Genomic DNA, 24,139 nt, shown 5'->3' on the forward strand with positions numbered 1-24,139 from the left:
GGTGAACAGGCCCTAAGCCGCAACGACCCGGTTGCGGCCTTGATGCTTCGCGCGGTACAGGCGTTCGTCGGCCTTGCGCAGGATCGCGTCGATCGTCTCGCCGTCCCGGCCGAATTCGGAGGCGCCGACACTCACGGTGACCTTGATCGGTTCGCCGATACCCGCTTCGAACGGCGCGCCGGCGATCGCCGCGCGGATGCGCTCGCCGATCGACCGGGCGGTGTCCAGCGCGGCTTGCGGCAGCAGCACCATGAATTCCTCGCCGCCCACCCGCGCAACGCCGTCGTACGGCCGGATCGCATCGGCGCATTTGTCGACGAAGCGCTGCAACACCTGATCGCCCGCCTGATGCCCGTAACTGTCGTTGATCGCCTTGAAGTGGTCGAGATCGAGCGCGAGCAGCGAGAACGGCGCGCCGTTGCGTTTCGCCAGCGCGATTTCGGTTTCTACGCGGTCGAGGAAATGCCGCCGGTTGGTCGCGCCCGTGAGCGGGTCGGTGGCCGCCAGGTGCTCGAGCTTTTCGTTGGTCCGTTGCAGCGCCTGCAACGCGCGCTCCGTCCTGGCCATCGCGTCCCTCAACCGGGCAAACAGTTCTGCCTGGCTGTAGATCTTCGAAAACGAACGGGTCGTTTGAAAGGCCTGCACGACGCCGAAACTGAGCAGGAAGAAGCCGGCCGCGAAAATCGCATGTGCGAGCCACCACATGTGATTCCACGGCCGCCCGAGGATGAAGGCGAGCGAGGAGAGTGCAAACGACGTGACCGACATGCCGTAGATCGTCATCAGCGGCGAGCGGATGCGGCGCAGCACGAGCGCGGCGACGTTCACGGCGAAGAGCGCGAGCGCGCCGCCTTCCATCGACACGCGCACCCACGGGTTGCCGGCCACCGGCGAGCAGGCGATCACGGCGACCGCGACGTCGATCAGCACGAACAGCGCGATCCACGCCGCCCAGACGCGGCGATCGGTTCGGGTTGCTTCGCTGTCGGCCGCACGGCTGTACGCAAGCTGCCCGACAAGGACCAGGATCGACATCGTCAGGCGCGATGCCGGCCCGTACAGCAGGAACAGCCAGATGTTGTGATGCGCCATGCCGGTGAACAGGCCATGCAACGCATAGATGACGGAAAAGCCCAGAAAGCCCAGCGTAAGCCAGCGCAGCAACGGCTCACCCGACAGGCGATAGCAGCGCCAGCAGACATACGTGACGAACACGCCTTCGAGCGTGGCGGCCGCGATCGCCAGTTCGTGAAAGGCGTGATTCTCGAATCTCAACGACGGGTCCTGGAAGAAGTACAGATAGGCGATCAGATACAGCGGCACCAGCGCGAAGCCGATCAGCAGCAGCCGGGCATAACCTCTGGTGATCGACTGAACGACCTGCCCGGATGTCTCATTGGCGGCAACATGGAGGGTCATGTTCAGCCCCATTTTCGTCGGATGGTTTTCAGTATAGGCAAAGGGACGCATCCATACCGAACTTCATGCCCGCCGAATAACCCGCATCGCAAGAAAGTCAATTCGATATCGAATTCATGCGCGTCGCACGTTAAACGAAACGAAAGAGCATTGACCGGTAAACGCAAGAATTCATGGAATCGGTTTCCACCATCCCTTGTTCATTTTCGTATTCAAATCGCGAATTAATATCGAAAATTTGTTTCGGGATACCAAATGCGTCGGCGTTGACGATAGGAAAATTCATTTTGAGTTTCCAATTTCATCCATGGAATATGTGCCGGACAATTTAATTTTACTGAGAGACACTCCATGAGTCCCGGCCAGCCTCCGTCTTCGAGCGAAGGTGCGAGCCAGCCCGAGGGTGCGATCGGAAGCGCGATTCCCGCGTCTTTTTCTTCCGGTTCGCATGGCCCGGCTCGCCCGACGAGGATCTCGACCCGTTCGACCGTCCGTCTCGATCGCCGCATCGCCGCCGTCGTCACACTGCTGCCGGCGTTGGGCACGGTCGCGGCGATCGCGTTATGGGTCGGCGGCTACGTGCCGGGCGCCGTCGAACTGATCGTGTTCGCAGTCTTTTATTTCGCCACCGCATTGGGGCTCGAAGTCGGCTTTCATCGCCACGTGACGCACAAGGCGTTCAAGGCGAAGCCGTGGGTGCGGGTCGCGCTGATCGCGCTCGGCTCGATGGGCGCGCACGGCCCCGTCAACTGGTGGGCGTCGACGCATCGGCGCCATCATTCGACCAGCGACGGCGACGGCGATCCCCATTCGCCGCACTTGTCGGGCGAGGGCGCCGGCGGCCGGCTCAAGGGCCTGTATCACAGTCACATGGGATGGCTGTTCGTCGGCGAGTCGACGCGGCCGGCGGGATGGGAAAAATACGTGCCCGACCTCTATCAGGACCCGCTCGTGTTCAAGCAGCACATGGCGTACTACCGCTGGGTCTGGATCGGGCTCGCACTGCCGCCGCTGATCTGCGGGCTCGCGTCGCGTTCGTGGATGGGCGTGCTGCTCGGCTTCCTGTGGGGCGACATGGTGCGGATCTTCGCGGTCAGCCATTGCATCTGGGCGCTGAACTCGCTGTGTCACGTGATCGGCCGGCGCGATTTCCATACCACCGCGCATGACCGCAGCCGCAACAGCCTGTTGCTCGCGATCCCGACGTTCGGGCAGGGCTGGCACAACAACCATCACGCGTTTCCCGCGTCCGCCTTCACCGGGCTGCATTGGTGGCAGGTCGATCCGGGTGGGCTGTTCGTGCGCGTGCTGGAACGCCTGCACCTCGTCTACGACGTGCAGCGCCCCAGCGCGGAACTGATCGAAAAGAAGCGCATCGCACCATGACCAACTCTCGACGGGAGCCGAGCGAATGAAGAGCGCCACCTCGAACGCAGCGGAACACGACACGAAAAGCCACGAGGACATCCTCGACTGGATGACCGGCTATCTGGCAGCCCGACTACGCACCGGCAGAGGATCGATCGACGTGGACAAGCAGTTCATCGACTACGGCCTCGATTCGGCCGACGCGATGAAGATGGTCGGCGATCTCGAGGATTACGTCGGCTTCGAGCTGTCTCCGAGCCTGCCTTATCAATATCCGACGATCGACGCGCTCGCGCAGGCGCTGGCCGATCTGCGGGCCGGGCGATAGGGAGACCGAACGATGACCGTCCAGATCCAGGATGCCGGCGCACCGGTGCGCGAGGTGCCGTACGGCGCATCCGCCGACGCGATCCAGTATCACTACGACATCGGCAACGCGTTCCTCGCGCTCGCGCAGGAAAGCGGCCGCAACTACTCGTGCGCGATGTACGAGCCGGGCGATACGCACGAACAGGCGCAGGTCCGCAAGCTCGACTACCACATCGCGCAGATCCGGGCGCGCGGCGCGGCGCGCGTGCTCGACATCGGCTGCGGCTGGGGCGCGCTGCTCGACAGGCTCGTCACGGTCGCCGGCGTGCAGGAGGCGGTGGGGCTCACGCTGTCGAACGAGCAGTTGAAATACATCGGCGAGCGATATCGGCACCCGGGCATCGACGTGATGCTGCGGAACTGGCAGGACTACGCGCCCGAGCAGCCGTTCGACGGCATCATCTCGCTCGGCGCGTTCGAGCACTTCGCGAAGATCGACGAAGACAAGGTCGAAGCGTATCGCCATTTCTTCAGGAAATGCCATGCGTTCCTGAAGCCGGGCGGCCGGATGTCGCTGCAGACGATGGGTTACGGCGACGTTCCGCGCGACGCGCGGCACACCGATCTCTTCATCGCGCGCGAAGTCTTTCCGGAATCGGATCTGCCGTACCTCGCGGATATCGTCCGGGCCTCCGAAATGCTGTTCGAAGTGGAGCTCGTCCGCAACGATCGCCATGACTACGTGAAGACGATGCGCGCGTGGTTCGAGAACCTGCGCGCGCATCGTCGCGAGGCGCTCGAACTCGCGCCGCTCGACGTGGTCGAGCGCTACGAACGGCTGTACCGGACGATGAGCTATTCGTTCGATCTCGGCGCGTTCGTGCTGTACCGGATCACGTTCCGGCGCATCGAGCCGACCCGGATCCATGCGATCTCGCCTCGGGCGGCCGCCGTATGAAGGACGCGGCCGCCGACGGCGCCGACCGTGCGCAGGCGCCGGACCGCGCGGCATCGCCGGCCGGTTCGGCGGGCTCGCCCATGCCCGGCGAACACGCGGCCGGGCATCTGTCCCGCGCGTCGTCGGCGCGCCATCTGGGCGTCGCGTCGATACCGGCGGTCGGCACCGTCGCCGCACTCGCGCTGTGGGGCGGATTCGGCCTGGCGCCGCACGCGCAGGACATCGCGATGCTCGTGATCTTCTACGTGCTCAACATCCTCGGCATGGAGCTTGCGCTGCATCGCTACTTCGCGCATCGCACGTTCAAGGCCGCGCCGTCGATGAAGGTCGTGCTCGCGATCCTCGGCTCGCTCGCCTACATGGGGCCGCTGATGTGGTGGGTGGCGATTCACCGGCTGCATCATGCGAACGCCGACGGCCCCGGCGATCCGCATACGCCGCAGTTGGGCGGACACGGCTTCGTCGGCCGCGCGAAAGGGATCCTGCACGGCCACGTCGGCTGGCTGTTCGACCCGTCGTCCGCGCGCCCCAACGGCTGGAATCGATACGCGAACGACATGTACCGCGATCCGACGCTGTTGCGCATTCATCTCGCGTACGACTTCTGGCTGCTGCTGGGCCTGCTGCTGCCGGCCGCGATCGGCGGGCTGCTCGCCCTGTCGTGGCGGGGCGCGCTGCTGGGCCTCCTGTGGGGCGGCAGCGTGCGGATCTTCCTCGCGACGAACGCGATCTGGGCGGTCAATTCCGTCGGCCATTCGCTCGGCGGCCGCCGGCCGTTTCCCGGCCGCGACCAGAGCCGCAACGCGTGGTGGCTCGCGATCCTGACGCTCGGGGCCGGCTGGCACAACAACCATCACGCCTTTCCGCAGTACGCGAGCACGCGCTTCCAGCGATGGCAGATCGACGTGACCGGATCGCTGATCGCGCTGCTCGAAAGGCTGGGGCTGGTGTGGGACGTTCAGCACCCCGATCCGGACGCGATCCGCCAACGGCTGGCGGACCCGCGTCGCCGCGATGCATGACTCGCGTTCCCCTGCAACAGCCATCAACCGGACCTCGCGATGACGACATCAAAAATCTTCGATGCGCGCGTGCACGTGCTGCCCGACGTCGTGTCGAAGCTCGTCTGGAAGAACTACGCGCGCGACGCATGGAAGATTCGCCATGAACTGCTCGCCGACGAATCGATCGCTTTCCTGAAGGCGCGCGGCGTCGCACGCGCCGCGGGCATCTGTTACGCGGGGCAGCCGGGCATCGCGCCGTTCCTCAATGACTTCGTCGCGCAACTGGCGTCGCGCCATCCGGCGTTCCTGGTGCCGTTCGGCACCGTGCATCCGCTCGACCGCGATTGCGCGCGCGAAACCGTCCGCGTGCTGGACGAATTGAACTTCGCCGGCCTCAAGATTCACTGCCATTTGCTGAAGATGGCGCCGGACGACGACGCGCTCGCGCCGATTTTCGAAGCGGTTGCCGACCGGGGCAAAGTGCTGAACCTGCATTCGGGCGCCGTCGCGAAAAACAATACGCAGCTGGACGACATCCGCCGCCTCTGCAATGTCGGGCGCTTCCGGCGCGCGATGCGGCATACGCCGCATCTGAAGGTCATCGTTCCGCACATCGGCTACGACGAAGTTCAGGAATACGTCGACCTGCTCGACGAATTTCCCAATCTGTACTTCGATACCGCGATGGCGATAGGCGGCCATCGTGTCGCAACCGGCGAGATCGTGCCCGATGTCCGGCCGTTGCGGGAGGCGCGCTTTCCGCGCGGCGCGCATCCGCATCTGCCGACCCCGTGGAAGCCCGCGCTGGAACAACTGGTGCCGCAGATTTGCGATCGTCCCGGCCGCTTTCTGTATGGCAGCGACTTTCCGCTGATCCCGTATGAATGGGATTTCGAAATCGAGCAGCTCAAGCGCTACCTGCCCGAGGGCGTGCTTCACAAGGTGCTGTGGGAAAACGCCAATGCACTGTTCGACGGCGGCGCGCCCGCCGGTGCATCAGCCGAAACGCTCACGCCAGAACCCACCACGGAGCCGGCACCATGACGCATGCCGACCGCTCGACGTCCGCCGGCACGTTTGCGGATTTCGTCGAACTGACGCGATACCGCGCCGCGCATCAGCCTGACCTGCGGGTCTACACGTTCGTGACGGGCGGCGAGCGCGCGGAGCAGCATCTCGATTGCGCCGATCTGGACAGGCGCGCGGGCGTCGTCGCGGCGGCGCTGGAACAGGTCGCCCGCCCCGGGGATCGCGTGCTGCTGCTGTTTCCGCCCGGAATCGACTACATCGTCGCGCTGTTCGGCTGCATGTATGCGGGCGTCGTCGCGGTGCCCGCCTATCCGGTCGAGCCTGCGCAGGCGGAACGCACGTTGCGGCGGCTGATCGGCATCGTCGAGAATTGCGCACCGGCCGCGATCCTGTCGACCACGGCCGTGCGCAACGACGCCAGTCGCATCGAAGCCGGTTCGTCCACGCTCGGCAGCCTGCGTTGGGTCACGGTCGACACGCTGGGCGACGTCGCCGAACGCTACGTCCCGCGGCCGGTGAATCACGGGGCACCCGTCTACCTGCAATACACGTCCGGCTCGACCGGCGCGCCGAAGGGCGTGATGATCAGCCATCGAAACCTGCTGCACAATTCCGCGCTGATCGCGAGCCGCTTCGAGCACGACGCCGACAGCCGGGGCGTGATCTGGCTGCCGCCGTATCACGACATGGGCCTGATCGGCGGCATCCTTCAGCCGCTTTACGTCGGCTTTCCGGTAACGCTGATGTCGCACGTCGATTTCCTCAAGCATCCGCTGCGCTGGCTGCGCATGATCGGCGAGCGGCGCGCGACGACGAGCGGCGGTCCGAACTTCGCGTATCAGATGCTCGCCACGATGCGCATCGCGGATGCCGATCTGGACAAGCTCGATCTCGGCTCGTGGGACCTCGCGTTCGTCGGCGCCGAACCGATCCGGCGCGGCACGCTGCAAGCGTTCGCGCAGCGCTTCGCGCGCTGCGGCTTCGATGCACGGGCGTTCTATCCATGCTACGGCCTGGCGGAGCATACGCTATTCATGACGGGCGGCCTGAAATCGCAGCCCCCCGTCATCCCGGTCGCGCCGGGTGATGCGCAGCCGGCGCGTGAACCCGACGCGCAGCTCGCGGGCACGACGATCGGATGCGGCGACGCAGCCGGCGACAGCCTGACGCTGATCGTCGACCCCGACACCCGCGTGCCGTGCGGCGACGGCCAGGTCGGCGAAATCTGGGCGCAAGGGCCGAGCGTCGCGCTCGGCTACTGGAACAATCGCGCGCTGAGCGAGCAGACCTTCGAAGCCGAGCTGCCCGGCTACGATGGGCGCTTCCTGCGCACCGGCGATTTCGGTTATCGGTCGGGGTCCGAAGTTTTCGTCACGGGACGCCTGAAGGACATGATGCTGATCCGCGGCGCCAATCATTACCCGCACGACGTCGAGGAGACGATCGAGCCGCTCGACGCCGAACTGTTTCGCCCCGGAGGGTGCGCGGTGTTCGCGCTCGAGGCCGACGCCACGCCGCAGGTGATCGTCGTGCGCGAGTTGCGGGCGCGCTACCTGAAGGCGTTCAGCGACGGCGATCATGCAAGCGCTCATGCACCCGACGCGCTGTTCGGCAGGCTGCGTCATGCCATCAATCTGCACCACGGCATAGCGGTGCACAACATCGTGTTCACGTCGCCGTCGGCGATACCGAAGACGACCAGCGGAAAGGTCCAGCGGCACGCCTGTCGCGAACTGTTTCTCAGCGACACGCTGCCGGTGATCACGCAGTGGCGCGCGCAGCTCGACGCGCCGAACGACATCCGGAACAACTGACGAGGAACGCAGCATGCAAGAAAAACTGGACGCGGACTACTTCAACCGATTCGGCGCCAACTATCTGCCGGGCCTGCTCGGCATCGTCGTCAACCGGGTCGAGAAAAACCACGTGCTCGCCGAGCTGACGATTCGCGAAGCCGTGCTCGCGCACGGCATCCTCCATGCGGGCACGATCGTCAGCATCGCCGATACCGCATGCGGCTACGGGTGTCTCGCGAGCTTGCCGGAAGGCGCGTCCAGCTTCAGCACGCTCGAGCTGAAGAGCAATTTCATGGGGTCGGCCCGCGCCGGCGTGATCGTCTGCGAGGCGCGCGCGCTCCATAGCGGCCGCATGACGCAGGTCTGGGACGCGACCGTCCGGCATCGCGAAACGGACAAGCTGCTCGCCACGTTCCGCTGCACGCAGATGATCCTCTGGCCGACGAAGTAGATCGCGATGAGCGCCCCCGATCTGAAGGACACGCCGCATGCGGCCGCTCGCGAACGGCGCGCCGAAATCGACATGACCTGGCTCGACCCGCTGCGGCTCGGCATGCGCGCGGCGCGGCTCAAGCGCGACCGGGCCGCGCAATCGACGCCCGGCGTGCGCTTCTGCGAGCTGCCCGATGCGAGCATTCGCGTGCGCGTCGCGGGCGAGCGGTCCGGCGAGCGGCCGACGATCGTGCTGGTATGCGATCCGCCAAGCGTGATCGAACACTACGACCGATTGGTTTCGTTGCTCGCGCCGTCCGCGCGCGTCGTCTGTTTAGAGCCGCCCGGGTTCGGCTTCTCGGTGCCGAAGCGCGGTTTCAAGTTCTCGTTCGACGCTTACCGCTCGGCGATCGAGCAGATGCTGATCGAATTGGACGAGGGGCCGTATCTGCTCGCGTTCTCGTGCGTGTGGGCGCACATCGCGTTGCAGATCGCCGCGCGAGAGCCCGAGCGGATCGCGAAACTGATGCTGTGGCAAAGCCCCGCGTGGAGCGATCAGGTCCGTTGGGCGCGGCACGTCGACGCCCGCAACCTCCTGGCGACGCCGCTCGTCGGGCAGCTTGCTTGCGCGTTCGGCGCACGGAAAATCGGGATCGCGTGGTTCCGGCAAGCGATGGCGAAAGACCGTTATCGTGAATTCACGCCGTTGCTGGAGACCGCGTTCGAGCAGGGCGCGTTCTGCTGCTTCGGCTCGCTCTGGCAGCACTTCTACGACCGCGCACCGCCGGCGGTCTCGGTCCGGCAGCCGACGCTCGTCACATGGGGCGCCGCCGACCGCACGCATCGGCACAGCGACAAGCTGTCGATTGCACGCCAGGTGCCGCACGCCGTCTGGCATGCGTTCTTCGAGCATGCGGGGCATTCGCCGGAACTCGAGGATAGTCCGGCGTTTGCGGCAGTGCTGCTGGATTGGTGGGATCAGCGCGGGCCGTCACCGCGCTCGGGATAGTTGGGCGACTTGTTCTACGACACGGCAGCACCGAGTCGCTGCCCGTGTCGAATTCGGCTGCCCGCGGTTGTCAACGTTCTGTCGTCTCAGGTTGCCGAAACGATGCACCATAAGCTGTCTCCGGCAGACGGTCGCGGCCGCTTAGCCGCGAGCGGAAGGTGCCGGCCGGCGGCGTCGTTCGATACAAGCCGCGCTTTTTCAATTCCGGTACGATCAGTTCGGCGAAATCGTCGAGCGTTCCCGGGCTGATCAGCGGATTGAGCATGTAGCCGCTCGTCGTCGACTGCCGCGCATGCTCGGCGAGCTGATCGACGACTTCGTCGGGCGAGCCGACGAGGATCAGGTCGGTGCCGCGCGTGACGCTCGCGAACTTGCGCCGCACGTCGCCGGCGGTGAGCGGCTTGCCGCTGCCGTCGGGCCGCACCACGTAGGACGTGAGGCCTTCCGTCTGCGTCGTCAGCGGTTCGTCGTCCGCATAGCGATCGATGTCGATGCCGGTGTCGCCCGCATAGCTGACGAGTTGCGCGTGCCGGTGATAGTGCTGCTGCAGCGTGTGGTATTTCTCCTTCGCGTCGCTCGACGAGCGCGCGGTCACGATTCGCAGCACCGTCAGCGACTTCACGTCGTCCGCCGCGCGGCCGCGCTCCGCAGCGAGCCGGCGAATCTCGTCGAGGCCCGCACGAATCTCGTGCGGATTCGACTTCGCGACGAACACCACCTCCGCGTGCTTCGCCGCGAACTCACGTCCGCGCCCGGACCAGCCGGCCTGGATCAGCACCGGCGAGCGCTGCGGCGACGGCGCACAGACGTGCGGCCCCTGCACCCGATAATGCGTGCCTTCGTGCGCGATCGGCCGCACGCGGTCGCCGCGCGCATAGCACGGCGCGTGCTTGTCGGCGACGACCGCATCGTCCGCCCAGCTCCCTTCCCACAGCTTGTACACGACGTCGAGAAACTCGTCCGCGCGCGCGTAACGTTCGTCGTGGCCGATCATCCGGTCGAGCCCGAAATTGCGCGCCGCGCTCGTCAGGTACGACGTCACGATGTTCCAGCCGATCCGGCCGTTACTCAGGTGATCGAGCGTGCTGAAGCGGCGCGCGAGCGCGAATGGATGCTCATAGGTCGTGCTCGCGGTCACGCCGAACGCGAGCCGCTCGGTCTGCGCGACGAGCGCCGGAATCAGCATCATCGGATCGTTCGCGGGCGACTCCACCGCCCATCGCAGTGCCGCGTCGGCCGAGCCGCCATAAACGTCGTACAGGCCGAGCACGTCCGCGAAGAACAGCATGTCGAGATCGGCCTGCTCGGCCGTGCGCGCGAGGTTCGACCAGAACGCGAGCGTATTCGCGCGAAGCCGTTCGTCGGCCGGATGGGTCCACAGGCTCGGCGCACCGCCGCAGCCGACGCTGGCTTGTTCATACAGGGAAAACAGCAAGGGGCGAGGATCGGACATCGTGGAATTCGTTACCAGGACATGAATCAGTTGGGTGCCGCCCATGCGCCCGACGATGCGCGGCGGCGCCGGGCAGGCATGCGAGCGTCGGGCACGCGCGTCAGATAGCGATTGACGCGCTTCTCGAGACGAGCGGCCGGAATGGTCAGCAGCGCGACCAGCGCAACATAGACGATAGCCGCGCCGGCCAGCGGTTCGTACACGCGCAACGTCTCGAAGCGTAGCGTATTGGCCGTCCCCATCACGTCGAACACGGTAACGGTCGACGCGAGGACGGTCGATTTCAGCAGCAGGATCGCCTCGCCAGTGAGCGCGGGCAGCGCGAGCCGCCACGCGCGCGGGCCGACGATGCGGCGCAGCACCTGCACGCGTGTCATCCCGTATGCGTGGCCGGCTTCGATCTCGCCGGCCGGAACGCTGGCGATCGCGCCGCGCAGGATCGTCGCGACATACGTGCTCTCGTTCACGCTCAACGCGACGATCGCGTACCAGAACGCGTCGCGCAGCAACGGCGATGCCCAGCTGTCGCGCATCCATTCGCGCGGGACGATCTGCCCGAATCCGTAGTACAGCAGATAGAGCTGAACGAGCAGCGGCGTGCCGCGAATCAGCATGAGCCAGCCGCGTGCAGACCAGCGCAGCGGCGCATGGCGCGCACCGGCGGCGAGCGCGAGCGGCACGCCCAGCAGCACGCTGGCCGCGCCCGACAAAAGCGTGAGCGCGAGCGTCGTCGGCACCGCGGCGAGCAGCTTTGGCATCACCGTATCGAGCAGGAACGGCAGCGAGAAGATCATGCGGTTACGCGCCTCGTGCCACGGTTCGCATGCCGCTCGAGCGCCGCGACGATGCCCGTCGACGCGATGCTCAGCAGCAGGAACAGCGCGGCCGTGACCAGATAGAAGAATACGTAGTGCCGCGTCGCGCCGGCCGCGAGCTGGCTCGCCTTCAGCAGATCCGTGAACGAGCCGAGCACGCTGATGAACGACGCATCCTTGGTCGCGTTCAGCCACACGTTGCCGACGCCCGGTAGCGCGAGCCGTGCGGCGGCCGGGAGCCGGATGCGGATCAATGTCTGCCATGGCGTCATCCCATATGCGTGCGCGGCTTCGACCTGGCCAGCCGGCACGTTGACGAGCGCCGCGCGGAAGATGTCGGTCAGATACGCGCCCTGGATGAACCCGAGCGACAGTGCGGCGACGACGAACGGATCGAACGCGAAGCCGTCGGACACGATCCCGCTGTCGCGAAGCGCATGCTCGACGGCCGGTGCCACCGTATAGAAGGCGAGCAGCAGGCACAACAGCTCGGGCAGCGCGCGCACGAGCATCGTATAGAGCCGCGCGAGCGATGCGAGCGGCGCGTACCGCGACAGCTTGCCGAGCGCGCCGGTGATGCCGAGCAGCACGCCGGTGCAGAACGACGCTGCCGCGACGCCAAACGTCAGCGCGAACGCGCTCGCGAACACACGGCCATACCCGCCGTCGCCGAATGCGAGCAACGCGAGCAGCGAATCGTCCGCGGCCATCGGTCAGCGGCCCTTCTCGATCGTGCCCTTCAAGTTCGGATAGCGGGCGGTGATCGCATCCCACGTGCCGTCCTGCTGCAGTTGCGCGATCGCGGTCGACAGCTTGCCGCGCAGCGCATCGCCGTGGCGCACGCCCGCGCCGATGCCGAGGCCCAGCACCGGATTGTCCGCGCACGTGGCCTTGACCTCGAAGTCCTTGCCGTCGCGCGACGCGAGGAACGCCGTGAACAATCCCTTGCCTTCCTGCACGTAGTCGACACGGCCGGACACCAGATCCGCGAGCGCATTGTCGAATTTGTCGAACGCCTTGATCTGCGCATCCTGCTTGAAGCGGGAATCGAGGAACGCCGAGAAGTTCGTGCCGGCCTCGACGCCGATCACGCGGCCCTTGAAGCTCGCAGGCACCGCGCAGTCGACGCGGCGCCGGTCGCTTTTCGCGCCGACGAACACCGTCGGCGATTCGTAATACGCACGGCTGAAATCGATCGCTTTCTGCCGTTCGCCGGTGATCGTCATCGACGACCAGATCACGTCGATCTTGCGGTTCTGCAACGCCGGAATCAGGCCGTCCCAGGCAATGTCGGTGAGCTCGCACCGCACGTTCAGTTTGCCGCACGCGGCATCGAGCACGTCGATTTCCCAGCCCTTCCACTTGCCGGCCGCATCCTTCGAAAAGAACGGCGGATACGACTCGGCGTCGATGCCGACGCGCAACGTCGGCTGGGCCGCATGGGAAGCCGGCACGAGGCCGAGCACGAACAGCGCGGCCGCGGCGCGGCGGCCCCTGGAATGCATCAAACGATTCATGTGGCGAATTTCTGAAATAACGTCGGAACGACCGGCGTCGCAGCCGGCAGGAGGCGAAACTGTAATGCGCGTCGAAGCGTGTACCAAATGGTTATTTTTTCGATGAATATCTGATCGCGCGATATGGCGGAACGGCGCACCGTCGAATAGGCGGCTCCTAGTAAACGGTGCCATGATGCAGACGAATTGGTCCGTCACTCGGCGAACACGGATGGCTTTGAACCATGCATGTAATTCCATGAATGGTGGCCGCCGAAGCAATCCCATTGCGTATCGGGCTGTCACAATCAAGCGCTTGACGCCTTCACGCGGGTGCTCTTGACTGAGTGTCACGCGTCGCAAGAAATGGCGGCGCGCTGCTGGCACTTCAAGGCGTCATGTCTTAGGAGAAAAATGATGCTACATCGCCGTTCTCCTCGAATCCGATCGGCTCCTTCCCATTCACTTGCCAACGCAGTTTCCTCAGTTTTGCTGATCATTGCCGCGTCCCACGTCCACGCGCAGTTTCCCGGACCCGCTCCGACGCCGCATTCCCAGCAGGCCTTCGATCCGACCGCCAACTTCACGTCCCGATGGACAAGGGCGGACGCTCGGCAGATCAAGGTCAATTCACTCGTCACGACGGTCGGCGGGAACTCGCTCCCGCCGGCGCTCACGATGCCGAATATCCCGGCGAACTTTCCTGACACCAATGCCGACGTCTGGGTATGGGATACCTGGCCGCTCGCCGACGTGCATGCGGTGCAGCTCAGCTACAAGGGCTGGGATGTGATTTTCTCGCTGACCGCCGATCGCCACGGCGGTTATTCGTTCGATGACCGGCACGTCCATGCGCGCATCGGATTCTTCTACCGCAAGACCGGCATTCCCGCCTCGCAGCGGCCCGCGAACGGCGGATGGATCTTTGGCGGTCATCTGTTTCCGGATGGCGCGAGCATCAAGGTCTTCCCTCCCAATCTGCCGATCACGGAGAACGCTGAATGGTCCGGCTCGGCCCGGCTGACCGACGGTGTCAACCTCAGCATCTACTACACCGCGTTGGCGTTCAACAAATCGTCGCCGAACGGCCCGGACATCACGCCGCCGGTCGCAATCATCTCGCGCGCCGACGGCCATGTCCACGCGGACGCCACGCATGTGTGGTTCGATGGTTTCAACGACCACATCGCGCTGTTGCAACCCGACGGCGTTCTGTATCAGAACGGCGCGCAAAACAATTTCTATAACTTCCGCGACCCGTACGTGTTCGTTGACCCGGCGCATCCCGGCAACACGTACATGGTGTTCGAGGGCAATACCGCGGGCGTGCGCGGAGCGCGCAACTGTACCGCCGCCGATCTTGGCTATGCGCCCGGCGATCCGTACGCGGAGACGGTAGCTGCGGTCAACGCTTCAGGCGCGGTATTTCAGAAAGCGAACGTCGGCCTGGCGATCGCGACCAATCCTCAGCTCACGGCGTGGAAATTTCTGCCGCCGATTCTTTCCGCGAACTGCGTCGACGATCAGACCGAACGGCCGCAAATCTATCTGGCGAACGGCAAGTACTACCTGTTCACGATCACCCACCGTTCGACTTACGCCACCGGCGTCGACGGGCCTGACGGCGTGATGGGTTTCGTCGGCAATGGCATTCGCAGTGACTTCCTGCCAATGAACCAAGGTGGCGGCCTCGTGCTCGGCAACCCGACCGATCTCACGCAACCGGTGGGCGCTCCGTTTGCGCTGGACCCGAATCAGAATCCGCGAACGTTCCAGTCGTATTCGCATTACGTGATGCCAGGCGGCCTGGTCGAGTCCTTCATCGACGCAATCGGCCCGCGGCGCGGCGGGTCGTTGGCGCCAACCGTGAAAATCAACATTGGCCCGACGACCACTGCGGTTGACACGACCTACGGCACCGGCGGATTGGGTGGCTACGGCGATATCTCGGCGAACCAGCCGGCGCTCGGCCGGGGCGGCGCGAACAATGGGGGAGGCAGCCCGCCGTAAGTAACCGTGCCTCGATATCACGTACAGCATGTCATGCGGCATTCAACCTGGCCTCGTAGTCGCTCGAAGCTTTCAGCAGGCAGGCGGTTCGCGGCGCGCGAAACTGGCCGCGCGAACCGTCGACCTCATGCGGCACGCGCAACTGTTCCCGCGGCACGATGCCGCCGGACGTGCGGCGACAATCAATGCTCGTGCACGTTCGCTCAGCGCCGGATGGGCTGCGAAGAACGCCTCGATGCGGTGCGCGCCGGCGACGCCAAGTCCAGCGATCGCGGACCACCAGCAGCGGCGCCGTGGAATCCGCACGGTCAGATCGGCCAGCGTACGGATGCCGTGTGCGTGCCGCGCCTCGACAATGCGCGGCGGCAGCCACAGGTCGATCGTGTCGGTAATGAGTGGCATCGGTGCGGGCAGGTTGCGCGCCCGGCTCTCGGCTTTCGACCGGCACGCCAGATCCGTCGGACATACCGCTCTGAAACGACCGAGCGTTGCTGGATCCATGCGACGGCAAGCTCCAGCGCTTCATCGCGTGCCTCCCGGGCGCTGGCGCAATCCCCATCGACGCCGAGCGTGCGTGTTTCTCCGGCCCGGTCGGTGACGATGGCCGCTGCTGCGTAGCGGCCCTCTTCGGTGGCGGTTACCACAGGCCGGACCTCGCAGCCGTGATACGCCATGACGTTGTCCGTTTGCATATGACACCTCCTACATAGCGTTGCGCCCGAAGCAAGCCCGGCAATGCGGGATTGCAGTTCGACCGGGGCGCACGGCTTTCAGCATCGCACCGCGGGCGCGGGTCACCGAGAATGCGCGAGGACGTTACCGCGAAAGACCGGACCACGCGCTCCAGCCCGCTGCCTGGGGGGATCCCCTTGGACAAACAATTCGAACACGCAGCGCTGATCGCAACTGCCTGAGCGATGCATAAAATAGCCCAAGCAATGGAAATTTCAAGCGGCCCTGCAACATGTCATCCGGGAGGCTTCATGGACCTTTTTGACAGGCTTCGGGAACAGATCGAGAGCGTGCGCATGCCGCTCTTTGCCGTCACGGTCACGGCGGCCGCACAGGTGAATACGCCGCTCGTTGCGATACTCCACTGGCACGGATTCCGGCGCGCGACACCGCTCGTCCTGCCCGGCGTCGAGATTCCGCCACGGCCGGTTCCGGGCTCGGCCATCCAGCTCGATGCGCCGTGGCGCAGCTTCGAGACCGTGGATGCCATGCTGCTTGATGCCGCGTGGCAATCCGGCGCGTGGGAGGTCGAGCGCGTCGAGCGGCGCGGCTGCAACGTGATCGGCGCCAGCGCTGCGGAGGCGCTCGCGTGCCGTCAGGCGTTCGGCGACTACGGAGAGAACGTGGCCCGCGACCTGCAGCTTCTCATTGACGAGACCGCTCGCGACGAACTGATGCAGCTCGCTGCGCGCAGGGGCTATGTGCGCTGGCTGTTCCGGCCCGTCAAGGGCGGCCTGTGGCGCACGCTCGATGAGCCGGACGATACCCTCGACGCCGATGGCGGACGCCGGCCCCCGTGTCCCGTGCCGCCCGAGCCCCGCCGCCCGGATGGACGCGGCCGCACCGTATATCGCCTCGGCAGGGTCCATCGCATCCTGTTGCCGCGCTGAAACAATTTGTTACAACGAGCCATTTTCACGCCCTCTTGAAGCGCGCGATGGGCGCCACTATTTCGCAATCCGCCAGACACTGGCTCGGCTGCACCGCGGCGTTCCACGCGCCCCGGTATCCGCAGCCGGATTCCCTTATTGGTGATCCTTTAATCGCTCAGGAGATGGAAATGCAGATTCGTCCCCTCTACGACCGGGTTATCGTCAAGCGAATCGAAATGCAGCGGACGACGGCTTCGGGCATCGTGATACCCGATTCAGCGGCAGAAAAACCAGAACAAGGCGAAGTCGTCGCGGTCGGCAGCGGCCGGCTGCTGCAGGATGGAACGCTGCGCGCGCTCCAGTTGAAAGTCGGTGACCAGGTTCTCTTCGGCAAATACGCAGGCCAGACCGTCAAGGTCAATGGCGAGGAACTACTCGTCATGCGCGAGGAAGACGTCATGGGCGTCCTCGAGGCTAACATCGGCGCCTCCCGCAAGGCCGCCTGAAATCCTGAGCCGGTCGCGAACACCCGACTGGTGGTTCGCGACGCGTTGAGTCAACGACTACTATCCGGAGCAACAACATGACTGCAAAAGACGTCCGATTCCATGACAGCGCCCGCGCCCGTATCGTCAAGGGCGTGAACGTCCTCGCCGATGCCGTGAAGGTCACGCTGGGGCCGAAAGGCCGCAATGTGCTGATCGAGCGCAGCTTCGGCGCACCCACCATCACGAAGGATGGCGTGTCGGTCGCGAAGGAAATCGAGCTGAAGGACCGCTTCGAAAACATGGGCGCGCAGATCGTCAAGCAGGTCGCATCGAAGACCGCCGATGTGGCCGGCGACGGTACCACCACGGCCACCGTGCTCGCGCAGGCAATCGTGCAGGAAGGCATGAAGCACGTTGCCGCCGGCATGAATCCGATGGACCTCAAGCGCGGCATCGACAAGGCCGTGGCCGCCGTGCTCGACGAGCTGCGCAAGCTGTCAAAGCCGATTTCCACGAACAGGGAGATCGCGCAGGTGGGTTCGATCTCGGCGAACTCCGACGAGACGATCGGCAAGATAATCGCTGACGCCATGGAGAAGGTCGGCAAGGAAGGTGTCATCACGGTCGAGGATGGCAAGTCGCTCGAGAATGAGCTGGACGTGGTTGAAGGGATGCAGTTCGACCGCGGCTACGTCAGCCCCTATTTCATCAACGATCCGGAAAAGCAGGCCGCGTATCTGGACGACGCGCTGATCCTGTTGCACGACAAAAAGATATCGAACATCCGGGATCTGCTGCCGGTCCTCGAGGCGACCTCCAAGGCAGGCAAGCCCCTGCTGATCATTGCGGAAGATGTCGACGGCGAAGCCCTGGCCACGCTCGTGGTCAACGCGATGCGAGGCATCCTGAAGGTGGCGGCGGTCAAGGCGCCCGGTTTCGGCGACCGGCGCAAGGCCATGCTCGAGGACATCGCCATCCTGACCGGCGCGACCGTCATCTCGGAAGAAACCGGCAAGCAACTGCAGAAGGCGACACTCGAGGATCTCGGCCGTGCCAAGCGCGTCGAGGTGCGCAAGGACGACACGATCATCATCGACGGCGCGGGCGACGAGAAGCGCATCGAAGCGCGCGTGAAGTCCATCCGTACGCAGATCGAGGAGGCCACGAGCGACTACGATCGCGAGAAGCTGCAGGAACGCGTGGCGAAGCTCGCGGGCGGTGTAGCCGTCATCAAGGTTGGGGCGGCGACCGAGATCGAGATGAAGGAGAAGAAGGATCGTGTGGACGACGCGCTGCATGCCACACGCGCGGCGGTCGAGGAAGGCATCGTGCCGGGTGGTGGCGTCGCGCTTCTGCGCGCGCGTTCGGCGGTGACGAGCCTGAAGGGCGCCAACGGTGATCAGGACGCCGGTGTCCATATCGTGCTGCGCGCGCTCGAAGCACCGCTGCGCGTCATCGCCTCGAACGCGGGGGATGAGCCGTCGGTGGTCATCGCGAAGGTGCTCGAAGGCAAGGACAACTTCGGCTACAACGCGGCCACCGGCGAGTATGGCGATCTCGTCGAGGCGGGTGTGGTCGATCCGACCAAGGTCACGCGTACAGCCCTGCAGAACGCCGCATCGATTGCCGGGCTGATCCTGACGACGGATGCAACGGTTGCCGAAGCGCCGAAGGACGAAAAGCCGGTGCAGTCCGCCACGCCGGAACTCGAGTACTGACCCGGCAGCGGGTCGTGCAAGCGCCGGCCAACAGTCGCGGCCGGCGCAACGCGTTCGGCGCCGCACGCGGTCCTCGTCATGCGGCGCCGCATTTTGCCGGAAACCAACATGAAACTCGAACTTCGCATTGACGGAAAACCACTTGACATTGAGCTCGACGACGTCGTGGCAGGACTGCTGAGCGCCCGGCTTAACCTGCCCGCAGGTGCAGACAACAAGGACGCACTCGCGCGCTACCTCAGCGAAAAGGGCGAGCCCTGGAGTCTCGACGAGGAGCACATGCGCAGGCGCATACTTCGCCGGCTGATTCTGGATATCGCCGACCCGGCGCTGGTCATCCGCCATCTCATGGCTGACGAATGAACTTGCCCGACCAGCCAGGTCGGGATGCGGCGACATAAACCCGCGTCTCGATCGTCCTGCTATCCCGCTGAATCGGACATCACCATGGCCAACGAACCTCGTTCGTCTGCCCGCTCGTCGAGGGGGCTTCCTGCCGGCGTGCTCGGAATCGACTACCTCAAGTTTTTACAACTTTCGGTTGACGATGCGCTTCCCGGCGAGGAGTTACTCGGCGAAGAAGCGCTGGAGGAAGCCATGAGCGCCATCCGCGTTGGTTCAATGCGCGCGGCACGGCCGGCAATGAAGGTCTTCTTTGATGGCTGCCGGTTCTGGCTCGCCAGTCACTTTCACCGCTATGAGGCAGCCCGCCGTCTCGGTGCCCGTCATCAGGAATTCTGGTGCGAGATCGAGCCCGGTCCAAAGGACGACGCTGTGCGATATGCGTCGAGCGTTTCCAGCTTCATGCATTTCCGTCAAGCGCCTTGACACGCTTGAAGAGCAATATCGTCTCGCGCTGGCCCGACAGTACGCGCCGAAGAGCGAGAAGCGCAAGGATCGCCTGTTTAACGAGGTCGAGGAAGCCGAGGTGAACGTGAGCTGACGCAGCGAGCGCGCTACAGAGACCCAGACGCGGACATCGCCGGTCGATCCCGGCCATCGCGATGCGGCAATGCTCACCCGTCAGTTGAAAATGGCTCTCCATTCGGTGTACTCAGTTCACCGCTTACGGGGCAAGTGCAGGGCGGCGCGTGACAAATTAGCCAGGATTTTCCGCACCGTATAGAAGGTTTATGCGCCGACCACGATGCGGCAAGCCAGGATTTCGCCGAGCGCTAAGCGGACCGTACGTTAGGCTAGCTTTACGTCGTTCAGTCTGGGCAGGCGTGAGGAGAAACCATCGGCCCTTGCCCCCAAGCGATAGGGACCGACGACTTCTGCATTCGCGTCTGCCACGCGAATCGAAGATTCGGACAAGAGCCACTCTCGCAGCTCATCGAGCATGGCGGCAGACCCGATGACGTCGCGGATGCGAATTAAATCTGCGCTGAGCCACCATCGACAAACAGTTCGCTGCCATTGACAAAACTGCTTTCATCCGAGGCGAGGAATAGCGCAGCGCTGGCCGTCTCGTCAGGGTTGCCCAAACGCCCAAGCGGCGTCGTCTCCTGTACCGCGCTGACCATCCCTTCGTGTACGTCAGTCGACGGAGCAAGGTTATGCCAGCCAGGCGTCGACGTCGATCCCGGCACGAGCACATTGACGCGAATCTTGCGAGGCGCGAGGTCGAGAATCCAGCTGCGCGCGAAGTTGCGGATGGCCGCCTTGCTTGCACTGTAGACGCTAAATGCGGGGATGCCGGTGACCGCTGACGTCGAGCCCGTGAGAACGATGGATGCGCCATCCTTAAGCAGCGGCAGGGCCTTCTGCACGGTGAAGAGCGTCCCTTTCACGTTAATGGCGAATGTCTTGTCGAAATGTTTTTCGGTGATATTGCCGAGCGCGGCAAACTCGCCACCGCCAGCGTTCGCAACCAAGACATCGATGACACCCGCTTCTTCGCGGATGGTGGCATAGAGGCGGTCGAGGTCGGCGAGATTCGATATGTCCCCCACGATGCCCCGCGCGTCGCCGCCGACCTCGGCAACTGCCTTGTCCAACTCCGCCTGACGACGGCCAGTCATGAAAACACGCGCGCCCTCCGCCGTGAAGCGCTTTGCGATTGCGAGTCCGATACCGCTGTTCGCGCCAGTGACCAATGCAACCTTACCTGTAAGCCTACCCATCTCGACTCTCCAGTTACGTTTCGAGGTTGCATTATCGAGCGACACGCTCTGATAAGATAGTACCTACCTAAAGGTAAGTATGGGGATTTCGATGGAGCTGCGTGCGGACAGTTGCGGGTTAGAAGTTGCGTTGACGATTATCGGCGGGAAGTGGAAACCTCTCGTCTTGTTTCATCTCAGCCCTGGCCCCCGTCGGTTTGGCGAGCTGAAGCGCCTTGTGACCGGCATCAGCGAGAAGGTCCTGATTCAACAGTTGCGCGAACTTGCGGACGACGGTGTCATCACTCGCCGCGACTACCAGACGGTTCCGCCGAAGGTGGATTACGAAATGACGCCATTTGGTCTATCGTTGGCGCAAGCACTGAAACCGCTTTGCGCCTGGGGCGATGAAAACCGGGTTCGGATTGGTGAGTTGCAGAAGGAAGCTCAGTCGACCGCTTCCTGACATCCTGGGGCGCACGGTGTTGTTCAAGTCGGCCAGCGAAATGCTCGGCGAGCTTGCGGCACTGGACAGCGACTCGGCGTTGCGCCGACGTTTGCAGCACTATGCCACGCCGGACATCCTGGTGATCGACGAGATCGGATACCTGCCGTACTCGAACCGTCGCGGACCTGCTGTTCGAACTCGTCAGCCGACGATACGAAAAGCGCTCGACCATCGTAACGACCAACAAGCCGTTCAAGGAGTGGTCGGACGTGTTCTCGAACGCGGCCTGTGTAGTGTCGCTCCTCGACCGCCTCGTGCATCGCGCTGAGGTGATCTCGATCGAGGGCGAGTCGTACCGACTCGAGGAGGCCCGCGAGCCTAACGAGGCCCGGGCCCCCCGCAGGCCCGCGGCAAAGAAGGTGGCAGCATCATGAGCCGCACGCCGTTGTTGCCTTTGGGACGCTGGCGCGGTCTGCCGTTCGTCGTGCCCGACGACTGGACACCCGAGCAGGCGCTGGTCGTGTTCGAACTGCTCGATGACCTGCTTGCCACGATCACTGACTTCTACGGCGTTCAGCTTCACGAACAACTGAGCGAACTGTGCGCCTCACGAGACATCCACACGCGAAAACACGATCCGCCGTTCTGAACAGCATCGAGCGCATCACATCAAAGGGGCCCTTGCGGCCCCTTCATACTTGAGCAAAATGCTTGACATTGCGCCGCCGTTTAAGCGCGGTTCTGGACCGCCATCAACAGCGCGTTCGCCCTAGCCGATTTCGATCGTGCGACTGGCGGACTGCGCCGGTTCCGATTTCGGCACGGTCAACGTGAGTACACCGTTATCAAACTTTGCCAGGGTGTGGTCGGGGTCGGCGTTTTCCGGCATCGGGATCGTGCGCATGAAGCTTCCATGGGCGCGCTCCAGCCGGTAGCAGCCGTTTTCCTCGCTGCGCACATCCTGCCTTTTCTCTCCGCGCAGCACGATTGCGCCATCCTCGACGCTCAACTTCAGATCTTCGCGCTCCATTCCGGGCAGTTCGGCGGTCACGCGCAGCACCGGCCCTTCGTCGACGACGTCGATGCGCGGCTGGAAGCGCGATGAACTGAAGTCGCCAAACCATCGTTCGAGCGCGCCACGGCCTGCAAACGGGTCGTGGAAGAACGCCTCCATTGCACGCCACGGGTCGCGTGAGAACAGTCTCGGGACGTCAGGCCACGCGGCCCGCCACTGTTCGCTTGTCGGCGGGCTTTCCGTGCCTTCCGCATCGGACTTGCGGGCAGCGCCGCGAAGGAACTTGAAGGGGTTCCACTTTTTCAAATCGGTATTCATGGCGTCCTCCGATTCAGCTTCAATCTGTCTCGAGCGTGGCGGCGAATCCATCAGGTAGCGAGCGTGCCCCGAGCGTCGACTGCGCCGAGCACGCCGCGATCGATTGCACCGCTTACTCGACCGCATCGCGCCGCGCTTCGGCCGCGCTTGTCCAGCGTTCGCTTGAACGCGGCGGATGCCAGTTGCGCCGACACCTCGTCGTTCCGTTCGATCCGAACGATAGCGATGTAGCCGTCCGGTGCGGACAGGCGAGCCACGATCCGTCGCACGGGAATCGTACGGATTCGGATCGCATGTCCTTGTCAGAACTCCTGCATGACATCAGACACCCGTCCCCCTGCTCCTGGTCCGCGCAGGCGGCAGCGCGATCGCTGCCGCCTGTGCTTCCGACCTGCCGTTGCCGACGGGTCAGCGGGTCCTGACTTCAACGCGTCGTGGGCGTGCCTCGTCGCGGCGCGGGATCGTCAGCTTCAGCACTCCGTCCTGGAGGCTCGCCGCGATCCTTGACGTATCGAAGTCCGGTGACAGCGTAAACGTCCGGGCGAAGTGCGGTTCGCGAACCTCGGCATGCTGCAGCCGCAGATTGGCCGGCGTCGGCACCGCCGCCTCGGCCTCGATCGAGAGGCTGTTGTCGTGAACCTTGACGTCCAGCTTGTCCCTCGTCACGCCGGGCAGGTCCGCCCATAGCGTGACGGCCTGGCTGTCCTCGTATATGTCGACGGCCGGGACGAGCGTGATCCGGCGCGTGGGCTGTTCCGTGTCGCGACGTGCGACGGTGGATGGGCCGCGTTCGGCCAGTTGGGTCGTGTCAGTCATGATCGGCTCCTCGGATTACTGGATCGCGATGGCGCGCGGCTTGGACGATTCGCGCCTGCCGACACTGATCGACAGACAGCCGTTTTCGTAGCGCGCCTGGACCTTGTCGGGATCGGCGGTGTCGGGCAGCTCGATGACACGCCTGAACGCGCCGGCAAAGCGCTCCTGCGCATACGTACGCGTCTCGCTTCCCGTGCCGGGCCGTGTCGGTTTGCGTTCGCCGCTGATGGTCAGCAAGCCCTTGTCGATCGATACGTCGAGTTCGGTGGCGTCGATGCCCGGGGCGAACGCAACGATCTCGATCGACTCGTCGGTCGCACCGATATTGATCTGAGGAAACGCGCCAAGCCGGCCAGCGCGGATGCTGGACGGGAAGCCGCCGAAGCGTTGCGCCATCTGCTGCTGCAGGCGTTCGAACTCGCTGAAGAGGTCGGTTCCGAAGTAAAGATCGCTCATGATCGTATCCTCCTTGAATGCAGCCGGGAGGCGAACGGGCCTACGCGCTCCAGTTCGCCTGCCGGACTGTCGG

27 protein-coding genes and 3 pseudogenes are annotated in these 24,139 nt (G+C 64.4%); 17 read left to right on the forward strand and 13 right to left on the reverse strand.

The window, feature by feature from the left end; translation table 11 throughout:
* Positions 1 to 12: 12 nt before the first annotated feature.
* A complete protein-coding gene (locus WT26_RS00855) occupies positions 13 to 1,419 on the reverse strand; it encodes a GGDEF domain-containing protein (protein ID WP_069272162.1) in 1,407 nt (468 codons plus the stop codon).
* Positions 1,420 to 1,770: 351 nt separating this feature from the next.
* Between WT26_RS00855 and WT26_RS00860 the strand changes: the two genes are divergently transcribed.
* Genes WT26_RS00860 through WT26_RS00895 form a run of 8 tightly spaced genes read left to right on the forward strand, consistent with a single transcriptional unit; the run spans position 1,771 to position 9,324 of the window.
* Complete coding sequence (locus tag WT26_RS00860; protein ID WP_059776686.1) at positions 1,771 to 2,805, forward strand: acyl-CoA desaturase; 1,035 nt, start codon at positions 1,771 to 1,773, stop codon at positions 2,803 to 2,805.
* A 25-nt stretch (positions 2,806 to 2,830) separates the two neighbouring features.
* Positions 2,831 to 3,115: an acyl carrier protein gene (locus tag WT26_RS00865; RefSeq protein WP_059674244.1), complete on the forward strand. Its 285-nt coding sequence runs from the start codon at positions 2,831 to 2,833 to the stop codon at positions 3,113 to 3,115.
* Positions 3,116 to 3,127: 12 nt separating this feature from the next.
* Complete coding sequence (locus tag WT26_RS00870) at positions 3,128 to 4,054, forward strand: class I SAM-dependent methyltransferase (RefSeq protein ID WP_059634600.1); 927 nt, start codon at positions 3,128 to 3,130, stop codon at positions 4,052 to 4,054.
* Positions 4,051 to 5,076: an acyl-CoA desaturase gene (locus WT26_RS00875; protein WP_069269487.1), complete on the forward strand. Its 1,026-nt coding sequence runs from the start codon at positions 4,051 to 4,053 to the stop codon at positions 5,074 to 5,076. The genes WT26_RS00870 and WT26_RS00875 overlap by 4 nt, the downstream gene beginning before the upstream one ends.
* Before the next feature lie 39 nt (positions 5,077 to 5,115).
* Positions 5,116 to 6,102, forward strand: a complete 987-nt coding sequence (locus WT26_RS00880) for an amidohydrolase family protein (RefSeq protein WP_059804259.1) — start codon at positions 5,116 to 5,118, stop codon at positions 6,100 to 6,102.
* Entirely contained in the window at positions 6,099 to 7,901 is a 1,803-nt protein-coding gene (locus tag WT26_RS00885) for a fatty acyl-AMP ligase (RefSeq protein WP_069269488.1), read from the forward strand. Before WT26_RS00880 ends, WT26_RS00885 begins: the two co-directional genes overlap by 4 nt.
* Positions 7,902 to 7,914: 13 nt before the next feature.
* Positions 7,915 to 8,334, forward strand: a complete 420-nt coding sequence (locus WT26_RS00890; protein ID WP_059529789.1) for a PaaI family thioesterase — start codon at positions 7,915 to 7,917, stop codon at positions 8,332 to 8,334.
* A 6-nt stretch (positions 8,335 to 8,340) separates the two neighbouring features.
* Positions 8,341 to 9,324, forward strand: a complete 984-nt coding sequence (locus WT26_RS00895; protein ID WP_069269489.1) for an alpha/beta fold hydrolase — start codon at positions 8,341 to 8,343, stop codon at positions 9,322 to 9,324.
* 70 nt (positions 9,325 to 9,394) lie between these two features.
* Here WT26_RS00895 and WT26_RS00900 read toward each other — a convergent pair whose 3' ends face one another.
* Genes WT26_RS00900 through WT26_RS00915 form a run of 4 tightly spaced genes read right to left on the reverse strand, consistent with a single transcriptional unit; the run spans position 9,395 to position 13,109 of the window.
* Positions 9,395 to 10,777, reverse strand: a complete 1,383-nt coding sequence (locus WT26_RS00900) for an LLM class flavin-dependent oxidoreductase (protein WP_060228054.1) — start codon at positions 10,775 to 10,777, stop codon at positions 9,395 to 9,397.
* Between the two features lie 26 nt (positions 10,778 to 10,803).
* Positions 10,804 to 11,571, reverse strand: a complete 768-nt coding sequence (locus tag WT26_RS00905; RefSeq protein ID WP_069269490.1) for an ABC transporter permease — start codon at positions 11,569 to 11,571, stop codon at positions 10,804 to 10,806.
* A complete protein-coding gene (locus WT26_RS00910; protein WP_069269491.1) occupies positions 11,568 to 12,302 on the reverse strand; it encodes an ABC transporter permease in 735 nt (244 codons plus the stop codon). Before WT26_RS00910 ends, WT26_RS00905 begins: the two co-directional genes overlap by 4 nt.
* Before the next feature lie 3 nt (positions 12,303 to 12,305).
* On the reverse strand, positions 12,306 to 13,109 hold the full coding sequence (locus WT26_RS00915; protein WP_080485593.1) for a transporter substrate-binding domain-containing protein: 804 nt from the start codon (positions 13,107 to 13,109) through the stop codon (positions 12,306 to 12,308).
* Positions 13,110 to 13,505: 396 nt separating this feature from the next.
* Here WT26_RS00915 and WT26_RS00920 point away from each other — a divergent pair, with 396 nt between their 5' ends.
* Entirely contained in the window at positions 13,506 to 15,098 is a 1,593-nt protein-coding gene (locus tag WT26_RS00920; protein WP_418219970.1) for a glycoside hydrolase family 68 protein, read from the forward strand.
* A 49-nt stretch (positions 15,099 to 15,147) separates the two neighbouring features.
* Here WT26_RS00920 and WT26_RS00925 read toward each other — a convergent pair.
* Both WT26_RS00925 and WT26_RS38265 read right to left on the reverse strand, forming a co-directional pair.
* Positions 15,148 to 15,512, reverse strand: a pseudogene (locus WT26_RS00925) (phage integrase family protein); the annotation flags it as partial.
* 41 nt (positions 15,513 to 15,553) lie between these two features.
* A pseudogene (locus tag WT26_RS38265) lies at positions 15,554 to 15,790 on the reverse strand (hypothetical protein); the annotation flags it as partial.
* 291 nt (positions 15,791 to 16,081) lie between these two features.
* On the opposite strand from WT26_RS38265, the gene WT26_RS00930 reads away from it, so the two are divergent.
* The 5 genes from WT26_RS00930 to WT26_RS36985 all read left to right on the forward strand — a co-directional run bounded on the left by WT26_RS00930 (position 16,082) and on the right by WT26_RS36985 (position 19,736).
* A complete protein-coding gene (locus WT26_RS00930) occupies positions 16,082 to 16,720 on the forward strand; it encodes a diguanylate cyclase (RefSeq protein ID WP_069269494.1) in 639 nt (212 codons plus the stop codon).
* A 170-nt stretch (positions 16,721 to 16,890) separates the two neighbouring features.
* Positions 16,891 to 17,208, forward strand: coding sequence for a co-chaperone GroES (locus WT26_RS00935; protein WP_060214222.1), 318 nt, complete (start codon positions 16,891 to 16,893; stop codon positions 17,206 to 17,208).
* A gap of 77 nt (positions 17,209 to 17,285) precedes the next feature.
* On the forward strand, positions 17,286 to 18,908 hold the full coding sequence (groL, locus tag WT26_RS00940) for a chaperonin GroEL (protein ID WP_059912144.1): 1,623 nt from the start codon (positions 17,286 to 17,288) through the stop codon (positions 18,906 to 18,908).
* Positions 18,909 to 19,016: 108 nt separating this feature from the next.
* Complete coding sequence (locus WT26_RS00945) at positions 19,017 to 19,271, forward strand: hypothetical protein (RefSeq protein ID WP_059529991.1); 255 nt, start codon at positions 19,017 to 19,019, stop codon at positions 19,269 to 19,271.
* 84 nt (positions 19,272 to 19,355) lie between these two features.
* The gene (locus tag WT26_RS36985; RefSeq protein WP_155123022.1) at positions 19,356 to 19,736 is read left to right on the forward strand and encodes a hypothetical protein; all 381 of its coding nucleotides are present in this window, start codon (positions 19,356 to 19,358) and stop codon (positions 19,734 to 19,736) included.
* Here WT26_RS36985 and WT26_RS36990 read toward each other — a convergent pair.
* Complete coding sequence (locus WT26_RS36990; RefSeq protein ID WP_155123023.1) at positions 19,711 to 19,953, reverse strand: hypothetical protein; 243 nt, start codon at positions 19,951 to 19,953, stop codon at positions 19,711 to 19,713. The genes WT26_RS36985 and WT26_RS36990 overlap by 26 nt on opposite strands.
* Before the next feature lie 331 nt (positions 19,954 to 20,284).
* A complete protein-coding gene (locus tag WT26_RS00955) occupies positions 20,285 to 21,034 on the reverse strand; it encodes an SDR family NAD(P)-dependent oxidoreductase (RefSeq protein WP_059529823.1) in 750 nt (249 codons plus the stop codon).
* A 91-nt stretch (positions 21,035 to 21,125) separates the two neighbouring features.
* Between WT26_RS00955 and WT26_RS00960 the strand changes: the two genes are divergently transcribed.
* The 3 genes and pseudogenes from WT26_RS00960 (at position 21,126) to WT26_RS00970 (ending at position 22,110) form a co-directional block, all read left to right on the forward strand.
* Positions 21,126 to 21,479, forward strand: a complete 354-nt coding sequence (locus WT26_RS00960; RefSeq protein WP_059529826.1) for a winged helix-turn-helix transcriptional regulator — start codon at positions 21,126 to 21,128, stop codon at positions 21,477 to 21,479.
* Positions 21,480 to 21,486: 7 nt separating this feature from the next.
* Positions 21,487 to 21,895, forward strand: a pseudogene (locus WT26_RS00965) (ATP-binding protein); the annotation flags it as partial.
* Positions 21,892 to 22,110: a hypothetical protein gene (locus tag WT26_RS00970; protein WP_059529829.1), complete on the forward strand. Its 219-nt coding sequence runs from the start codon at positions 21,892 to 21,894 to the stop codon at positions 22,108 to 22,110. The pseudogene WT26_RS00965 and the gene WT26_RS00970, both read left to right, overlap by 4 nt.
* Before the next feature lie 120 nt (positions 22,111 to 22,230).
* On the opposite strand, the gene WT26_RS00975 is transcribed toward WT26_RS00970, so the two are convergent.
* From WT26_RS00975 to WT26_RS00990, 4 genes are all read right to left on the reverse strand, one after another.
* A complete protein-coding gene (locus WT26_RS00975) occupies positions 22,231 to 22,794 on the reverse strand; it encodes an Hsp20/alpha crystallin family protein (RefSeq protein ID WP_059733177.1) in 564 nt (187 codons plus the stop codon).
* Positions 22,795 to 22,844: 50 nt separating this feature from the next.
* The gene (locus WT26_RS00980) at positions 22,845 to 23,051 is read right to left on the reverse strand and encodes a hypothetical protein (RefSeq protein ID WP_069271982.1); all 207 of its coding nucleotides are present in this window, start codon (positions 23,049 to 23,051) and stop codon (positions 22,845 to 22,847) included.
* A gap of 151 nt (positions 23,052 to 23,202) precedes the next feature.
* Positions 23,203 to 23,610 carry an Hsp20/alpha crystallin family protein gene (locus WT26_RS00985; RefSeq protein ID WP_059524271.1) on the reverse strand — a complete coding sequence of 136 codons (408 nt, stop codon included), beginning with the start codon at positions 23,608 to 23,610 and terminating at the stop codon, positions 23,203 to 23,205.
* Positions 23,611 to 23,625: 15 nt separating this feature from the next.
* On the reverse strand, positions 23,626 to 24,066 hold the full coding sequence (locus tag WT26_RS00990) for an Hsp20/alpha crystallin family protein (RefSeq protein WP_059524269.1): 441 nt from the start codon (positions 24,064 to 24,066) through the stop codon (positions 23,626 to 23,628).
* Positions 24,067 to 24,139 lie beyond the last annotated feature (73 nt).

Source organism: Burkholderia cepacia (genome assembly GCF_001718835.1).
In the GTDB taxonomy this organism is placed as follows: domain Bacteria; phylum Pseudomonadota; class Gammaproteobacteria; order Burkholderiales; family Burkholderiaceae; genus Burkholderia; species Burkholderia cepacia_F.

What these genes read in the sequence shown, in the direction of transcription:
- groL (WP_059912144.1), top strand. Translation starts at nt 17,286, where the DNA reads ATGACTGCAAAAGACGTCCGATTCCATGACAGCGCCCGCGCCCGTATC.
- WT26_RS00875 (WP_069269487.1), top strand. Translation starts at nt 4,051, where the DNA reads ATGAAGGACGCGGCCGCCGACGGCGCCGACCGTGCGCAGGCGCCGGAC.
- WT26_RS00855 (WP_069272162.1), bottom strand. Translation starts at nt 1,419, where the DNA reads ATGACCCTCCATGTTGCCGCCAATGAGACATCCGGGCAGGTCGTTCAG.
- WT26_RS00985 (WP_059524271.1), bottom strand. Translation starts at nt 23,610, where the DNA reads ATGACTGACACGACCCAACTGGCCGAACGCGGCCCATCCACCGTCGCA.
- WT26_RS00930 (WP_069269494.1), top strand. Translation starts at nt 16,082, where the DNA reads ATGGACCTTTTTGACAGGCTTCGGGAACAGATCGAGAGCGTGCGCATG.
- WT26_RS00955 (WP_059529823.1), bottom strand. Translation starts at nt 21,034, where the DNA reads ATGGGTAGGCTTACAGGTAAGGTTGCATTGGTCACTGGCGCGAACAGC.
- WT26_RS36990 (WP_155123023.1), bottom strand. Translation starts at nt 19,953, where the DNA reads ATGGAGAGCCATTTTCAACTGACGGGTGAGCATTGCCGCATCGCGATG.
- WT26_RS00915 (WP_080485593.1), bottom strand. Translation starts at nt 13,109, where the DNA reads ATGAATCGTTTGATGCATTCCAGGGGCCGCCGCGCCGCGGCCGCGCTG.
- WT26_RS00975 (WP_059733177.1), bottom strand. Translation starts at nt 22,794, where the DNA reads ATGAATACCGATTTGAAAAAGTGGAACCCCTTCAAGTTCCTTCGCGGC.
- WT26_RS00990 (WP_059524269.1), bottom strand. Translation starts at nt 24,066, where the DNA reads ATGAGCGATCTTTACTTCGGAACCGACCTCTTCAGCGAGTTCGAACGC.
- WT26_RS36985 (WP_155123022.1), top strand. Translation starts at nt 19,356, where the DNA reads ATGGCCAACGAACCTCGTTCGTCTGCCCGCTCGTCGAGGGGGCTTCCT.
- WT26_RS00960 (WP_059529826.1), top strand. Translation starts at nt 21,126, where the DNA reads ATGGAGCTGCGTGCGGACAGTTGCGGGTTAGAAGTTGCGTTGACGATT.
- WT26_RS00970 (WP_059529829.1), top strand. Translation starts at nt 21,892, where the DNA reads ATGAGCCGCACGCCGTTGTTGCCTTTGGGACGCTGGCGCGGTCTGCCG.
- WT26_RS00920 (WP_418219970.1), top strand. Translation starts at nt 13,506, where the DNA reads ATGCTACATCGCCGTTCTCCTCGAATCCGATCGGCTCCTTCCCATTCA.
- WT26_RS00870 (WP_059634600.1), top strand. Translation starts at nt 3,128, where the DNA reads ATGACCGTCCAGATCCAGGATGCCGGCGCACCGGTGCGCGAGGTGCCG.
- WT26_RS00885 (WP_069269488.1), top strand. Translation starts at nt 6,099, where the DNA reads ATGACGCATGCCGACCGCTCGACGTCCGCCGGCACGTTTGCGGATTTC.
- WT26_RS00905 (WP_069269490.1), bottom strand. Translation starts at nt 11,571, where the DNA reads ATGATCTTCTCGCTGCCGTTCCTGCTCGATACGGTGATGCCAAAGCTG.
- WT26_RS00865 (WP_059674244.1), top strand. Translation starts at nt 2,831, where the DNA reads ATGAAGAGCGCCACCTCGAACGCAGCGGAACACGACACGAAAAGCCAC.
- WT26_RS00935 (WP_060214222.1), top strand. Translation starts at nt 16,891, where the DNA reads ATGCAGATTCGTCCCCTCTACGACCGGGTTATCGTCAAGCGAATCGAA.
- WT26_RS00890 (WP_059529789.1), top strand. Translation starts at nt 7,915, where the DNA reads ATGCAAGAAAAACTGGACGCGGACTACTTCAACCGATTCGGCGCCAAC.
- WT26_RS00860 (WP_059776686.1), top strand. Translation starts at nt 1,771, where the DNA reads ATGAGTCCCGGCCAGCCTCCGTCTTCGAGCGAAGGTGCGAGCCAGCCC.
- WT26_RS00900 (WP_060228054.1), bottom strand. Translation starts at nt 10,777, where the DNA reads ATGTCCGATCCTCGCCCCTTGCTGTTTTCCCTGTATGAACAAGCCAGC.
- WT26_RS00910 (WP_069269491.1), bottom strand. Translation starts at nt 12,302, where the DNA reads ATGGCCGCGGACGATTCGCTGCTCGCGTTGCTCGCATTCGGCGACGGC.
- WT26_RS00895 (WP_069269489.1), top strand. Translation starts at nt 8,341, where the DNA reads ATGAGCGCCCCCGATCTGAAGGACACGCCGCATGCGGCCGCTCGCGAA.
- WT26_RS00945 (WP_059529991.1), top strand. Translation starts at nt 19,017, where the DNA reads ATGAAACTCGAACTTCGCATTGACGGAAAACCACTTGACATTGAGCTC.
- WT26_RS00880 (WP_059804259.1), top strand. Translation starts at nt 5,116, where the DNA reads ATGACGACATCAAAAATCTTCGATGCGCGCGTGCACGTGCTGCCCGAC.